Source organism: Sphingomonas desiccabilis (assembly GCF_004135605.1).
Classification (GTDB): domain Bacteria; phylum Pseudomonadota; class Alphaproteobacteria; order Sphingomonadales; family Sphingomonadaceae; genus Sphingomonas; species Sphingomonas desiccabilis.
Genome location: NZ_SDPT01000003.1, coordinates 124,541 through 138,776, shown reverse-complemented (window position 1 = coordinate 138,776; position 14,236 = coordinate 124,541). Strand labels below are relative to the sequence as shown.

Genomic DNA, 14,236 nt, shown 5'->3' with positions numbered 1-14,236 from the left:
GGTCAGTAGTTGGGCCAGAGACCCGGCGTGGCGAGTTCCAGGACGTGCCCGTCGGGGTCCTCGAAATAGAGGCTGCGCCCGCCGCGCGGCCACGCCACTTCGCTGCGCAGCGCCACATCGTGCGCCGCGAGGTGCGCCCGCCACGCATCCTCGCTGCCGGCGGGAATCGCGAACGCCATGTGCACCGGCCCGCTGCCGTCATGGCCCGGGATCACGCCGCCGGCACCCGGCATGTCCTCCCTCGAGGCTCCGGCCAGGAACAGCAGCAGCACGCCCGAGCGGCCGGCGTCGAACGCCGTCAGCCGCTCGCCCGTGAGCATCGGCCGCAATCTCAGCACCTCGCGAAAGAAGTCGGCCGCGCGCGCCATGTCGGCGACGTAGAGCGCGGTTTCGAGCAGGCCGGAGATGGGCGGCACCTCCGGCACCGCGTCAGAAGCCTTCTTCCCGCAGCGGGCGGGTGAGCAGCGCCTCGACCACCCGGCCGACGTCCGCGCCCGCGAGCAGCTGGCACACGGCTTCTGTCACTGGCATGTCGACCCCGGCGGCTGCCGCCGCTTGCGCCAGCACGGGCGCGGTATGCGCGCCCTCCGCCACCGTCCGCCGGTCGGCGAGCAGATCCTCCGCCGGCCGGCCCTGCCCAAGCCCGACGCCCAGCGAGAAGTTGCGCGAGCTGGTCGACGAACAGGTCAGCACCAGGTCGCCCAGCCCCGACAGCCCCGACAGCGTCTCCGCCCGCGCCCCGCGCGCCAGGCCGAAGCGGGTCATCTCGGCAAAGCCGCGGGCGATCACCGCCGCGCGCGCATTCTGGCCGAGCCCTGCGCCCTCGACCACGCCGCACGCGATCGCCAGCACGTTCTTGACCGCGCCGCCCACCTCCGCGCCGACCACGTCGGTCGAGACATAGGGGCGCAGCGTCGGCTGCGCGATGGTTGCCGCCAGGCGGTGGGCGAGCGCGGCATCCTCCGCCGCCAGCGTGACGGCGGTGGGCAGCCCCGCCGCGACCTCATGCGCAAAGGTCGGCCCGGACAGCACCGCAACCGGCGATCCGTCGACGGCCTCGCGCGCCACCTCGTGCAGGAACTTGAGGCTTCCCGCCTCGATCCCCTTGGAGCACAGGATCAGCGGCTGGCCGTGGCGCGGCAGGTCGGCGAGAACCGATCGCATGTGCTGCGCCGGCGTCACCACCAGCACGGCCGCCGCCTCCGCCACCCAGGTGATGTCCCCGACCGCCTCGATGCGGTCGGACAGGGTACGGCCGGGGAGGAACAGCGGATTTTCGTGGGTCCCGTTGATCGCCTGGATCACCTCCGGCTCGCGCACCCACAGCCGTACGTAGTGGCCGCCGCTCGCCAGCACCTGCGCCAGCGCCGTGCCCCAGGCACCGCCCCCCAATACACCCAGCACGCTCATGCCTTCACCCCCGCGCCACGCACGCGCTCGCCTTCCGGATCCAGCGGCCAGCGCGCCCGCGCCGGCACGTCGAGCGCGTCGGTAAGCCCCGCCTGGAACCGCTCGGCACCGGCCCAGGCGATCATCGCCGCATTGTCGGTGCACAGCCACAAGGGCGGCGCCACGAAGCGCAGGCGATGCTCGGCCGCGACCTGCTCCAGCGCCCCCCGCACCGCGCGATTGGCAGCGACTCCGCCCGCCACCACCAGCGCGGTCGGCGGCGCGATGCGTCCCAGCGCCCGGCGGGTACGATCGACCAGGCAGTCGACCACCGCCTGCTGGAACGAGGCGGCGATGTCGGGCGTCGCATGGATGCCGGCATCGCGCGCGCGCAGCACCGCGCTCTTCAGCCCCGCGAACGAGAAATGCGGCTCGCCCGATCCGACCAGCGGCCGCGGCAGCGGCACCGCGCGAGGATCGCCATCGGCCGCCGCCCGCTCGACCGCCGGCCCGCCGGGAAATCCGAGCCCGAGCAGCTTCGCGGTCTTGTCGAATGCCTCGCCCGCAGCATCGTCGATGGTGGTCGCCAGCCGGCGATAGGCGCCGACGCCCTCCACCAGCAGCAGCTGACAATGCCCGCCCGACACCAGCAGCAGCAGATAGGGGAAGGCGAGGTCCGGATCGGCAAGCCGGGGGCTCAGCGCATGGCCCTCCAGATGGTTGACCGCGACCAGCGGCTTGCCCGCCGACAGCGCCAGCGCCTTGCCGGTCACCAGCCCGACCATGACCCCGCCGATCAGCCCCGGCCCTGCGGTCGCGGCGATCGCGTCGACCTCGCCCAGCTTCACGCCTGCATCCGCCAGCGCCGCCTCCACCAGCGGCCCCAGCACCTCGACATGGGCGCGCGCGGCGATCTCCGGCACCACCCCGCCGAACGGCGCGTGATGCGCCTCCTGGCCGGCGAGCTTGTGCGACAAAATGGTGCGGTCGCCGCGGACCAGCGCGGCAGCGGTCTCGTCGCAGCTCGATTCGAGCCCGAGGATCAGGGGGGCAGACATGGCCCGCTTCTATCCGCTCGGAGGAAGCTTGTCGAAGGGGCGGCTTGTCGAAGCCCGGCTGCTTGCCTACCCCGCAAACATGGACACCGCTCCCCTCTTTCGTCTCGGCACGCGCGGCTCGCCGCTGGCGATGGCGCAGGCGCACATGACCCGCGACGCGCTCGCCGCCGCCCATGGCTGGTCGCCCGACCGGATCGCGATCGTGCCGATCCGCACCACCGGCGACCGCGTGCAGGATCGCGCGCTCGCCGAAATCGGCGGCAAGGCGCTGTGGACCAAGGAGCTCGACCGCGCGCTCCTGGAGGACGAGATCGATGCCGCCGTCCACTCGATGAAGGACGTCGAGACGATCCGCCCGACCCGCATCGCCATCGCCGCGATGCTGCCCCGCGCTGATGTTCGCGACCGCATCCTCGGCGTCGCGGCGCTGGCAGAGCTGCCGCAGGGCGCCGTGGTCGGCACCAGCTCGCCGCGCCGCGCCGCCCAGGTGCTCCGCCACCGTCCGGATGCGAAGATCGTGCTGTTCCGCGGAAACGTCGAGACGCGCCTTGCCAAGCTCGCCGCAGGGGAGGTGGACGCGACCCTGCTCGCCTCGGCCGGGCTGGTGCGGCTGGGCCGCGAAGACGTGGGCACCCCGGTGCCGCTCGACGTGATGCTTCCCGCCCCGTCGCAAGGCGCGGTCGGCATCGAGGTACGGGCCGAGGATGCGCGTGCACGCGAACTCGTCGGCGCCATCGGCCACGCCGACACCCGCGCGGCCGTGTCGGCCGAGCGCGCGCTGCTGGAGGCACTTGGCGCCGACTGCCGTTCCCCCGTCGCCGCGCTTGCCACGATCACGGGCAACCGCCTGACGCTTCGCGCGGAACTCTATGCACAGGACGGCAGCGCGCACGTCGGTGGCTCCGCCGAGGGCTCCGTCGGGGACATCGGGCTCGCCCCCGCCCTGGCGCAGGACCTGCTCGCCCGCGCGCCCGACAGCGTGCGGCGGCTGTTCGCCGGCGAATGAGCCGCCCCCTCGCGGTGCTGCGCCCCGAACCGGGTGCGACCGCGACCGCCGCGCGGATCACCGCTGCGGGCCACCAGCCGTTGCGCGTCCCATTGTTTCACGTGGAGCAACGGCACTGGCCGCCGGTTGCCGCATCGGACCATGACGCGCTCGTCCTGACCAGCGCCAACACGGTCCGCCACGCGGGGCCGCAACTCGCCGGGCTGGCCATGCTCCCGGTGTGGGCGATCGGGGAAGCGACCGCCCGCGCTGCCGCAGGCTCGGGCTTGACCGTGGTGCGGACCGGGACGGAAGGGGCCGAAACGCTGCTCGACACCGCCTTGGAAGCCGGCGTCCGTCGCGCCCTGTGGCTGGGCGGCGAATCCCTCCGCCTTTCGGAGCACCCCGCGGTCTCCCGCACGGTCGCGGTCTACGCCAGCACGGCTCTGGCGCCGCCCCTGGACGCCGTCCGCCGCCTCGCCGGCAGCGTTGCCCTGGCCCACTCCCCGCGCGCCGCCGAGCGGCTCCGGCACGTGCTCGCCGAAGCCGGGGTCCCCCCGTCCGCCCTGCGGCTCGCCGCCATCAGCCCCGCGGCCGCCCGGGCCGGCGGAGACGGCTGGGACGCGGTCGCCGTCGCACCCCGGCCCTCCGACCCGGCACTGGTCGACGCCGCAATCCGCCTCGCCGATTGACCGCGCGCACCGCCGCGAGGATAAGGGCGGCATGACGATGGAAACGGCGACCTCCGCCACGGGGGCTCCCCGCAAGCCGCGCGGGAACACCATGCTGTGGATCGCGCTCCTCGCCTTTGTGCTCGGACTGGCGGCCATGGCCGGCTTGGTCCACCGCTTCGGCGCCTGGATCGGCCTTGGCCCGGCGGCCACCCCGGCCGTGGTCCAGAGCGCACCGCTGCCTGCCACCCCCCAGAACGCCCGCCCGCCGGCGCAGCGCCCGGCCGACATCGCCACGCTGTCGCAGCGGGAGCAGGTACTCGCCGCGCACATCGCGGAGCTTGAGGCGCGGCTCGCCAACGTCGACACCAGCTCGCGGGCGGCTTCCGGTTTCGCGACCCGCGCCGAAGGGCTGCTGGTCGCCTTTGCCGCCCGCCGCGCGCTCGATCGCGGCCTCGCGCTCGGCTATATCGAAGACCAGCTGCGCCAGCGTTTCGCCGCGGCCGAGCCGCAGGCGGTGGCAACCGTCATCGCCGCCGCGCGCCAGCCGGTGACGCTGGAGGACCTGCGGCTCGCACTCGACACGATCGCGCCCAAGCTTTCGGGCGGCGGTCCGGACGAAAGCTGGTGGCAGGGCATCCGCCGCGAACTGTCGCAGCTGATCATCATCCGCCAGGATGCGAGCCCCAGCATGTTGCCGGCCGACCGGCTCGCCCGTGCGCGCCGGCGACTGGACGCCGCCCAGGTCGAGGGCGCTCTGGCGGAGATCGCGCGCATGCCCGGCGCCGCCAACGCGCAGAGCTGGATGGACGCGGCCCGCCGCTACATCGCCGCGCGCCAGGCGCTGAACGCGATCGAGACGGTGGCGATCCAGGGCGGCGGCACCCTGCCCGTGCCGCCGGCGCCGCTTCCGGTCCCCTCCGCCGCCCAGCCGATGGCGGACGAAGCGGCGCCTGTCGGGTCCGATCCCGGACAGGACGACCAGGCCGGCGTGAACCAGACCGGCACCTGAAGGAGGCTGCAATGGCCGACATGGGCCGGTTCGACTGGGCAGACCCGTTCGGCCTCGACGTGCAGCTGACCGAAGAGGAGCGCCTCGTCCGCGACACCGCCCAGGCCTATGCCCAGGACAAGCTGCTGCCGCGGGTCACCCAGGCCTATCTGAACGAAGACTTCGACCGCGACATCCTTCCCGAGATGGGTGCGCTCGGCCTGCTCGGCGCGACCATCCCGGCCGAATATGGCGGCGCCGGCCTCGGCTATGTCTCCTATGGCCTGGTCGCGCGCGCGGTGGAGGCGGTGGACTCCGGCTACCGCTCGGCGATGAGCGTCCAGTCCAGCCTCGTGATGCAGCCGATCCACGCCTATGGATCGGAAGCGCAACGGCGAAAGTACCTCCCGAAACTCGCCACCGGCGAATGGGTCGGCTGCTTCGGTCTGACCGAGCCCGACGCCGGCTCCGATCCCGGCGGCATGCGCACCCGCGCAGAGGCGATCGACGGCGGCTATCGCCTGTCCGGTACCAAGACCTGGATCACCAACGCGCCGATCGCAGACGTGTTCGTGGTCTGGGCCAAGTCCGACGCGCACGGCGGCAGAATCCGCGGCTTCCTGCTCGACAAGGGCACCAGGGGCCTGGCCGCGCCGGAGATCGAGGGCAAGCTCTCCCTGCGCGCCTCCGTCACCGGCGAGATCGTCATGGACGGCGTCGAGGTGGGCGAGGACGCGTTGCTGCCGAACGCCGAAGGGCTGAAGGGCCCGTTCGGCTGCCTCAACCGCGCCCGTTACGGCATCGGCTGGGGCGCGATGGGCGCGGCGGAGGCCTGTTTCCACGCGGCGCGGGCCTATACGCTCGATCGGCACCAGTTCGGCGTGCCGCTCGCCTCCAAGCAGCTGGTGCAGATCAAGCTCGCCGACATGGAGACGGAGATCGCGCTCGGCCTGCAGGCGGCGCTGCGCTGCGGCCGCATGTTCGACGACGGCACCCTCGCGCCCGAGGCGATCTCGCTGCTCAAGCGCAACAACTGCGGCAAGGCGCTCACCATTGCCCGCGTCGCCCGCGACCTGCACGGCGGCAACGGCATCTCCGCCGACTTCCACGTGCTGCGCCACGCGATCAACCTGGAGACCGTGAACACCTATGAAGGCACGCACGACGTCCACGGCCTGATCCTGGGGCGGGCGATTACGGGAATCGCGGCGTTCTAGGCCGTCCGGCGCTCACCACGGTCGCCCATTCCGTTCCCCAATCCCGTTCATCTCGAGTAGGGATCGAGCTCGTCGAGAGCCCGTATCGAGAGAGCCGCGAGCGCTGACCTCTCGATACGCCATCTCGACAAGCTCGATGGCTACTCGAGGCGAACGGTAAGAGGGGGGACGATCGAGAGGCCCACCCCAACTGTTGATCCGGCCACGTTCTATCCTGTCCTACTCGGCTCCGCACTGGCACACCGAGTCGCGTGGTCAGGAAAGGGCAGGTCAAAGATGGGTTCGAGCCTCAACTTCCTCAACTTCGTCCCAGCCTGGTACGCTCAGTCGATTCGCGTCAGCCCCTGCGCGTATCGCCGCTGGCGCTCCGCATAGCCGTCCGCCGAGCGGCGCAGGCGGGCGATCGCTACTTCGTCCAGGCTCCGCACCACCCGCGCGGGGCTGCCCACGATCAGGCTGCCCGGCGGGAACACCTTGTCCTCGGTCACCAGCGCGCCCGCGCCCACCAGCGATCCGGCGCCGATCACCGCGCGGTTGAGCACGATCGCGCCCATGCCGATCAGCACATCGTCTTCGATCGTACAGCCGTGGAGGATCGCATGATGGCCCACGGTCACCCCCGCCCCGATCGTCAGAGGGCTGCCCGGATCGGAGTGGAGCATCGCCCCTTCCTGGATGTTGGTGCGGTCACCGATCCGAATCGGCGTGTTGTCGGCGCGGATCACGGCGCCGAACCACACCCCCACCTCACGCCCCAGCCGCGCATCCCCGATCACGTCGGCCGAGGGCGCCACCCAGCTCGACCCGTCTTCCGGAAGCCGTGGCGCCAGCCCCTCGATCGCATACAGCGGCATCCATCCTCCTCAGCCGAGCCGCGCGATCAGCGCCTGTGCGGCCGCGGGCGCGCGCACCTTGGCCCCGTTGATGCAGAAGATGAAGGTCTCACGCGGCTCCACCGGCGGCGGCGCCGCTTCGACATAGGGCAGTCCCTCCGGCACGCCGCCCGCAGCCCAGCTCTGCGCGGCCTTGGCCCAGCGGTCGAGCGCTGCCGGCGCATAGCCCTCCGGCTCCGCCTCCTCCGCCGCTTCCAGCCGGGCGTAGACGAAGTCTGCCGTGACGTCGGCGATCGCGGGATAGCTCGTCGAATCGGCGAACGCGATCGCCACCTTGGCATCGCGCGACATCGCGACGAATTCCGGTACCGCGAAGCTCTCATGACGGACCTGCACCGCATGCCGCAGCGCGACGCCGTCATGCTTTCGCGGCAGCAGCCGCAGGAACGCGGCGAAGTCGTCCGCATCGAACTGCTTGGTGGCCATGAACTGCCACAGGATCGGCCCGAGCTTGTCTCCGAGTTCGACGATTCCCTGATTCAGGAACCGCTGGATCGATTCGCCCGCTTCCCCCAGCACCTTGCGGTTCGTGACGTAGCGCGATCCCTTGACCGCGAAGACGAAGCCCTCGGGCGCCGTGCTGGCCCAATTGGCGAAGCTCGCCGGCTTCTGGCTGCCATGATAGGTCGCGTTGATCTCGATCGCGGTCATCGCGCGCGAAGCGAACTCCAGCTCGCGCTTCTGCGCCAGTCCTTGCGGATAGAAGGTGCCGCGCCAGGGCGGAAAGCTCCATCCGCCGATCCCGACCCGCACCGGGGCGCTGCTGTTCGTCATGCCGCTCTCCTGCACCGCTGGAGTGCTGAGCTAGGACGCAGCGAGTTGGCGGCGCAAGCCGTTCCGGCACAAGCCGGTATCGCATCAATGCTGGTGAATGGGTCCACCTCGCTGGTGGACGACTGGAGCGGGCGAAGGGATTCGAACCCTCGACCCCAACCTTGGCAAGGTTGTGCTCTACCCCTGAGCTACGCCCGCTCTCTGGCGTTTCGCCGGTGTGCCCCGGCGAGGTGGGGCAACTAGCAGCGACTTTTAGACCCGACAACCCCCTTCTTGCACTTTTTCGAAAAGACTTGGCCTGCCGCATCCCAGCGCCCACATAGGCGGCCAACGCTGACCGCAATCGCAACAGGAGCACGCCTTGGCCACGCTTGGACTGTCCGCCGCCGAGAAGGAGGCCGTGGAAGCCTTCCGCCGCGACGTCGTCGAACCGTCGATGACCAAGCTGGTGATCATCGATTTCTGGACGGAATGGTGCGGGCCTTGCAAGGCGCTCGGCCCCGTACTCGAGAAGGTCGCCGCCGCCTATGCCGACAAGGGCGTGGTGCTGGCCAAGATCGACACCGACAAGAACCAGTTCATCGCCTCGCAATTCCAGGTGCGGTCGATCCCCACCGTCTATGCGATGTTCCAGGGCCAGCTGGTCGCCGACCTGACCCAGGCGCGCACCGAGAGCCAGCTCAAGGGCATGCTCGACCAGATCCTGCGCCAGCTGCCGGTGGAGCCCGGCGCCGCGGGCGAAGATGCCGGTGCCGACATCGAGCCCCTGGTCCAGATGGGCGAGGAGGTGCTCGCCGGCGGCGACGCCGAGCGTGCGCTCTCGATCTTCGACCAGGTTGCCGAGCTCGCCCCGGAGCATGTCGGCGTCGCCGTTGGCCGCGTCCGTGCACTGATGGCGCTCGGCCGCAACGAGGAGGCGGAGGCCGCGATCGCCGCCCTTCCTGCCGAAGCCGCCAAGAACCCGGAGGTCGAGCGTGCCCGCGCCGCCTTGGCGCTGGCACGGGAAGCGCAGCCGGTGGACGATCTCGCCGGCCTCGCTGCCGAGGTGGCCGCCAATCCGGAGGACCTGGACGCGCGCTTCCGGCTCGCCGGCGGGCAGATGGCGACCGGCGACCGCGATTCGGCCGCAGCCACGCTGCTGTCGATCATCGCCGCCGATCGCGAATGGAACGAGGGCGCTGCCCGCCAGCAGTTGCTCAAGCTGTTCGAGGCCGTCGGCCTGGAAGATCCCTGGGTATCCGCGCAGCGCCGCAAGCTCTCCGCCGTCCTGTTCGGCTGAGCGAATGGCGAGCCGCGTCTCGATCTTCCCGCTTTCGGGCGCGCTGCTGTTTCCGGGCATGCACCTGCCGCTGCACATCTTTGAGCCGCGCTATCGGGCGATGGTGTCCGACGCCCTCGCCCGCGACCGGCGGATCGGCATGATCCAGCCGCGCGACGGCGGCGAGCGCCCGGCGTTGTTCGGCATGGGCTGCGTCGGCCAGATCATCGACGTGGAAGCGCTGCCCGACGGCCGCTTCGACATCGTGCTGGAAGGGCTCGCACGGTTTCGCGTGCTCCAGGAGCTCGATGTCGCGACGCCCTTCCGCCAGGTGGAGGCGGAACTGCTCCCGAACCAGCCCAGCGGCGCGCTCGCGATCGCGGAGCGCGCGTCGCTGGAGATGGAATCCCGCCGCTTCGCCGAGGTGCAGGGCTATGCGGTGGACTGGGAATCGGTGACGCGTCTCGACGACGAGACGCTGGTGAACGGCATCGCCCAGATCGCGCCGTTCGACCCGGCATCCAAGCAGGCGCTGCTCGAGGCGGACACGCTGTCGGCGCGCGCCGAACTGATCGTGCAGCTGATGCAGTTCTTCGGCCGGCACGGCGACGAAGAAGGCAGGACGCTGCAATGACGAAGACGCTCGATCCCTGGCTGCTGTCGATCCTGGTATGCCCGGTGACGCGCACGCCGCTGCGCTGGGACGCGCAGGCGCAGGAACTGGTCTCGGAGGCGGCCGGGCTCGCCTACCCCGTCCGCGACGGCGTCCCCGTCCTGCTGGTCGAGGAAGCCCGCCCACTCGACGCATGAGCGACGGGAACCTGAGCGGCGTGTGGCTCGGGATCTTCAACTATCCCGGGGACCTGCCCGCCACCAGCTTTCGCGCGACGCTCGCCGAGTCGGGGGGGCGGCTGGGCGGCACCATCGAGGAGATCGACGCCGTCGTCGTGGTCGGCCGCCACCTCACCTCCGCAGTCGACGGCACCCGCGACGGCCGGGCGGTGCGCTTCACCAAATTCTACGCTCCGGCGAGCGAGGAGTATGACGTCGTCGAATATCGCGGGACGGTGAATGCGGAGGGCGACGAGATCACCGGCCATTGGCACGTGCACGGCGCCTGGGGCGGCAGCTTCATCATGACGCGCCCGCAGGCGGCGCCGACAGAGGCCGAGCAGAGCGACTCGGCGGAACGGTAGCTACGGTTGAGACCCGTGCTCCTGCGGAAGCAGGAGCCCAGAGCCACGAACGCGACGATCAGTAACCCTGGGCTCCTGCCTGCGCAGGAGCACGGGTGCCGCAGTGTCAGGCGAGCTCGCCCTGCAACAGCTTCGGCAGCTGCCCGGTCTCGCCGCGCGCCTCGGCCATGAAGCGGGCCTTGAGCGGCGGGATGCGATCGACCGCGGAAAGCCCGAAGCGCCGCACCGCACTAGCGGTCTTACCTGGGATCCCGAACAGCCGCGTGAGCCCATCCGTCGCCGTCGCCACCGCCAGCGTGTCGAGCCCGCGCCAGTGGCCGTAGCGCTTGAGCAGGTGCGGATCGCCCAAGTCCATGCCCAGCCGCTTGCCCTCGACCAGCACCTCGACCAGCGCGGCCACGTCGCGCAGCCCCAGGTTGAGCCCCTGCCCCGCGATCGGGTGGATGCCGTGCGCAGCGTCCCCCACCAGCGCCAGCCGGTCCGCGGTGATCGTCGCGGCATGGTGGAAGCCGAGCGGGTAGCTCGATCGCGGCGACAGCGGCCCCAGCCGCCCCAGGAAGCCGCCCATCCGCTTCGACGCCTCGGCCAGCCAGCCGCGGTCGGACAGCTTGAGCAGCCCCGGCGCGTCCTTCGCATCCACCGTCCACACGATGGCCGAGCGATGGCCGTTGGCGTCGTCGTTCATCGGCAGGATCGCGAACGGCCCGGCCGGATAGAAGATCTCGTACGCGACGTTCTCGTGGCTGTGTTCGTGGTTCAGCGTCGCGATCATCGCGACATGGTCGTAGCTCCAGCGCGCCACCCGGATCCGCGCCGCCTCGCGCGTCGGCGAATTGCGTCCCTCGGCCGCGATCAGCAGCGGGGCGGTCAGGGTATCGCCCTTGTCGGTCACCACCGTCACGCCATTCGGGCCCCGGTCGACCGACACCGCACGCGTCCGCATCCGGAGGTCCACGCCCGGCGCGGCCTCGGCAGCCTCAAGCAGCGCGCGGCGGATCGCCTTGTTCTCGTACATGACGCCGAGCGGCGGCGCGTCGGCGTCCGGCACGAAGTCGAGCGCGCCCGGTGCCAGCCCGTCGGTGGCACGGATCGCCCGGATCGGGCACCCCTTGCCCTCCAGTTGCTGCGCGATCCCAAGCGCCTCGAACATGCGATGGCTGGCGCTCGCGATCGCCGAGGCGCGGCCGTCGAAGCCGGGCGCGAGGATCACCGCCGGGTCGGCGGGATCGATCACGATCGCGGTGAGGCCATGGGCGGCGAGTGCGACGGCGAGCGTGCTGCCCACCAGTCCGCCGCCGAGGATGAGGACGTCCGCTTGCTGCATGGCCGCCGGTGTAGTGCGGAAACCCGGCCGCGCAAAGGGCCGGGCCGATTCCCGCCGCCTTGACGACGGAGTCGGCGCGCGCGATGCATCATGCCGGTTTTTCAGAATATTCGAGCGGGAAGAAGGTCATGGCCAGCCAGGCGCAACCGATGGTGTGGCGCGACGCGATGCGCGCGGGGGCCGTTCGCAGCGGTGCAATGATCGGCGCAGCGGTGCTGTTCGTGCTGATGCTGCTCGTTGCGGTCGCGCTGGTCACCTATCACCCGAGCGATCCGTCGCTGAATACGGCCGCCGGCGCCACCATCGGCAACCGCGTAGGCGCCCCCGGCGCCTATGTCGCGGACCTGCTGCTGACGATCTTCGGCGTGGCCGTCGGCCTGCTGATCCCGCTCGGCATCGTCATCGCGGTCCGCCTGTGGCGCGACGTGCCCGTCGGACGCTGGGGCGCGATGCTGCGCGATTGCGTGCTGGGCGTGGCGCTGATGGGCACGGCCCTCTCCTTCGTCTCGCACGAGGCGGTGACGGCGCTTCCCGGCGGCTGGGGCGGCGTGGTCGGCTGGTCGCTCGCCTCGCTCCTCCAGGCGTTGATCGGGTTCCTTCCCGATCCGACGGCGGTGCTGTGGACGCAGCGGGTCGTGGGACTGCTGGCCGGCATCGCCGGCGTCGTGCTGTGGGGCCGCGGCATGACGATCGAGCTGCCTGCCGGCGCGCTCCGCCTGCCCCGCCGCAGTGCCGCCGCCGACCTGGTGGACGGCGAGGACGAGGACGAGGCCATGCCGCTCGCCGGCAGCCGCCGCATCGCCGTCGATCCCGAGGACGCCGAAGACCTTCCCTTCGAACCCCGCCCACGCAAGCTCGCCGAGCCCGAACGTCGTCCGCCGCCCACGATCGAGGACCGCGTCGCCGCGCCCTCGCCGGCCGCGCAACCCAAGTCCACGCAGCAGTCGCTCGACCTGCGCGACAATTTCGAGCTGCCCTCGATCGAGCTGCTCGCCCCGCCGCCGCCCAACAGCGGACCCTCGGTGGACAAGGCGGCGCTGGAGCGCAACGCGCGCCTGCTCGAAAGCGTGCTCGACGACTTCAACGTCAAGGGCGCGATCGTGAAGGTCTCGCCCGGCCCCGTCGTCACCATGTACGAGCTGGAACCGGCGCCGGGCATCAAGGCGAGCCGCGTGATCCAGCTTGCCGACGACATCGCGCGCAACATGTCGGCGATCTCCGCCCGTGTCGCCACCATTCCCGGCCGCACCGTGATCGGCATCGAACTGCCCAACGCGCGCCGCGAGACGGTGAACCTGCACGAGCTGATGGCGAGCCAGAGCTTCGCCGACCAGAATGCGCAGCTGCCGATCGTGCTGGGCAAGAACATCGCCGGCGATCCGGTCGTCGCCGATCTCGCGCCGATGCCGCACCTGCTGGTCGCCGGCACCACCGGCTCGGGCAAGTCCGTCGGCCTGAACTGCATGATCCTGTCGCTGCTCTACCGGCTGACGCCCAACCAGTGCCGCATGATCATGATCGACCCGAAGATGCTGGAACTCAGCATGTACAAGGGCATCCCCCACCTGCTCGCCGATGTGGTGACCGATCCGCCCAAGGCGGTGCGCGCACTCAAATGGGCGGTGGAGACGATGGAGGATCGCTATCGCATGATGGCGTCCGTCAACGTCCGCTCGTTGGGCTCGTTCAACGAGAAGGTCCGCGCCGCCAAGGCCAAGGGGCAGAAGCTCGGCCGCAAGGTCCAGACCGGCTATCACCCGGAAACCGGCCAGCCGATGTACGAGGAAGAGACGCTCGACCTGCAGCCGCTGCCGCAGATCGTCGTCATCGTCGACGAGCTTGCCGACCTGATGATGACCGCCGGCAAGGAGGTCGAGTTCCTGATCCAGCGCCTGGCGCAAAAGGCGCGCGCCGCCGGCATCCACCTCATCATGGCGACGCAGCGCCCCTCGGTCGACGTCATCACCGGCGTCATCAAGGCGAACCTGCCGACCCGCATTTCCTTCCACGTCACGTCCAAGATCGATTCGCGCACCATCCTGGGCGAGCAGGGCGCCGAGCAGCTGCTGGGCCGCGGCGACATGCTCTACATGCCCGGCGGCAAGCAGCTGGCCCGCGTCCACGGGCCGTTCGTGTCCGACGACGAGGTGCAGGCGGTCGCCGACTTCTGGCGCTCCCAGGGCGAACCCGACTATATCGACGCGGTCACCAACGATCCGGGCGAGGACGGTGGTTTCAGCTTGGACGGTGCCCCTACCGGCGACGACAGCCCCGAGGACCAGCTCTATCGCAAGGCCTGCCAGCTCGTTGCCGAAAGCCAGAAGGCGTCGACCTCTTGGCTGCAGCGCCAGTTGCGCGTCGGCTATAATTCGGCGGCCCGGCTGATCGAGCGAATGGAAAAGGAAGGGCTCGTCTCGCGTCCGGACCATGTCGGCCGGCGCGAGGTGCTGATGGATCCGGACGGACGGCCGCTAGCCTGA

Annotated in this window: 15 protein-coding genes and 1 tRNA gene; 9 read left to right on the top strand and 7 right to left on the bottom strand. The window is 70.9% G+C overall.

What is annotated here, in order from left to right; all coding sequences use genetic code 11:
• Window positions 1–2: 2 nt before the first annotated feature.
• From EO081_RS14290 to tsaD, 3 genes are read right to left on the bottom strand one after another with little or no spacing between them, the layout of a single operon-like run.
• Window positions 3–425 (bottom strand): VOC family protein, encoded by a 423-nt coding sequence (locus tag EO081_RS14290; protein ID WP_206364393.1) that lies wholly within the window; start codon window positions 423–425, stop codon window positions 3–5.
• Window positions 426–429: 4 nt separating this feature from the next.
• The gene (locus EO081_RS14285) at window positions 430–1,410 is read right to left on the bottom strand and encodes an NAD(P)H-dependent glycerol-3-phosphate dehydrogenase (RefSeq protein WP_129342798.1); all 981 of its coding nucleotides are present in this window, start codon (window positions 1,408–1,410) and stop codon (window positions 430–432) included.
• Complete coding sequence (gene tsaD / locus EO081_RS14280; protein WP_129342796.1) at window positions 1,407–2,447, bottom strand: tRNA (adenosine(37)-N6)-threonylcarbamoyltransferase complex transferase subunit TsaD; 1,041 nt, start codon at window positions 2,445–2,447, stop codon at window positions 1,407–1,409. Before tsaD ends, EO081_RS14285 begins: the two co-directional genes overlap by 4 nt.
• Window positions 2,448–2,526: 79 nt before the next feature.
• Between tsaD and hemC the strand changes: the two genes are divergently transcribed.
• From hemC to EO081_RS14260, 4 genes are read left to right on the top strand one after another with little or no spacing between them, the layout of a single operon-like run.
• Entirely contained in the window at window positions 2,527–3,453 is a 927-nt protein-coding gene (gene hemC, locus EO081_RS14275; protein ID WP_129343313.1) for a hydroxymethylbilane synthase, read from the top strand.
• Window positions 3,450–4,124, top strand: a complete 675-nt coding sequence (locus EO081_RS14270) for a uroporphyrinogen-III synthase (RefSeq protein WP_129342794.1) — start codon at window positions 3,450–3,452, stop codon at window positions 4,122–4,124. Before hemC ends, EO081_RS14270 begins: the two co-directional genes overlap by 4 nt.
• A 31-nt stretch (window positions 4,125–4,155) precedes the next feature.
• Window positions 4,156–5,115: a hypothetical protein gene (locus EO081_RS14265; protein ID WP_240697695.1), complete on the top strand. Its 960-nt coding sequence runs from the start codon at window positions 4,156–4,158 to the stop codon at window positions 5,113–5,115.
• Window positions 5,116–5,126: 11 nt separating this feature from the next.
• Complete coding sequence (locus EO081_RS14260) at window positions 5,127–6,311, top strand: acyl-CoA dehydrogenase (protein ID WP_129342792.1); 1,185 nt, start codon at window positions 5,127–5,129, stop codon at window positions 6,309–6,311.
• Between the two features lie 323 nt (window positions 6,312–6,634).
• On the opposite strand, the gene EO081_RS14255 is transcribed toward EO081_RS14260, so the two are convergent.
• From EO081_RS14255 to EO081_RS14245, 3 genes are all read right to left on the bottom strand, one after another.
• Window positions 6,635–7,165, bottom strand: coding sequence for a gamma carbonic anhydrase family protein (locus tag EO081_RS14255; protein WP_129342790.1), 531 nt, complete (start codon window positions 7,163–7,165; stop codon window positions 6,635–6,637).
• Window positions 7,166–7,174: 9 nt separating this feature from the next.
• Entirely contained in the window at window positions 7,175–7,978 is an 804-nt protein-coding gene (locus tag EO081_RS14250) for a DUF72 domain-containing protein (RefSeq protein ID WP_129342788.1), read from the bottom strand.
• Window positions 7,979–8,101: 123 nt separating this feature from the next.
• Window positions 8,102–8,176, bottom strand: a tRNA-Gly gene (locus tag EO081_RS14245).
• 178 nt (window positions 8,177–8,354) lie between these two features.
• On the opposite strand from EO081_RS14245, the gene EO081_RS14240 reads away from it, so the two are divergent.
• Genes EO081_RS14240 through EO081_RS14225 form a run of 4 tightly spaced genes read left to right on the top strand, consistent with a single transcriptional unit; the run spans window position 8,355 to window position 10,432 of the window.
• Complete coding sequence (locus EO081_RS14240; protein WP_129343309.1) at window positions 8,355–9,257, top strand: tetratricopeptide repeat protein; 903 nt, start codon at window positions 8,355–8,357, stop codon at window positions 9,255–9,257.
• Window positions 9,258–9,261: 4 nt separating this feature from the next.
• Entirely contained in the window at window positions 9,262–9,870 is a 609-nt protein-coding gene (locus tag EO081_RS14235; protein ID WP_129342786.1) for an LON peptidase substrate-binding domain-containing protein, read from the top strand.
• Window positions 9,867–10,046, top strand: coding sequence for a Trm112 family protein (locus EO081_RS14230; RefSeq protein WP_129342784.1), 180 nt, complete (start codon window positions 9,867–9,869; stop codon window positions 10,044–10,046). The genes EO081_RS14235 and EO081_RS14230 overlap by 4 nt, the downstream gene beginning before the upstream one ends.
• Window positions 10,043–10,432 carry a hypothetical protein gene (locus tag EO081_RS14225; protein WP_129342782.1) on the top strand — a complete coding sequence of 130 codons (390 nt, stop codon included), beginning with the start codon at window positions 10,043–10,045 and terminating at the stop codon, window positions 10,430–10,432. The genes EO081_RS14230 and EO081_RS14225 overlap by 4 nt, the downstream gene beginning before the upstream one ends.
• Window positions 10,433–10,538: 106 nt before the next feature.
• On the opposite strand, the gene EO081_RS14220 is transcribed toward EO081_RS14225, so the two are convergent.
• On the bottom strand, window positions 10,539–11,756 hold the full coding sequence (locus EO081_RS14220) for a UbiH/UbiF/VisC/COQ6 family ubiquinone biosynthesis hydroxylase (RefSeq protein ID WP_129342780.1): 1,218 nt from the start codon (window positions 11,754–11,756) through the stop codon (window positions 10,539–10,541).
• 128 nt (window positions 11,757–11,884) lie between these two features.
• Between EO081_RS14220 and EO081_RS14215 the strand changes: the two genes are divergently transcribed.
• Window positions 11,885–14,236, top strand: a complete 2,352-nt coding sequence (locus tag EO081_RS14215; protein ID WP_129342779.1) for an FtsK/SpoIIIE family DNA translocase — start codon at window positions 11,885–11,887, stop codon at window positions 14,234–14,236.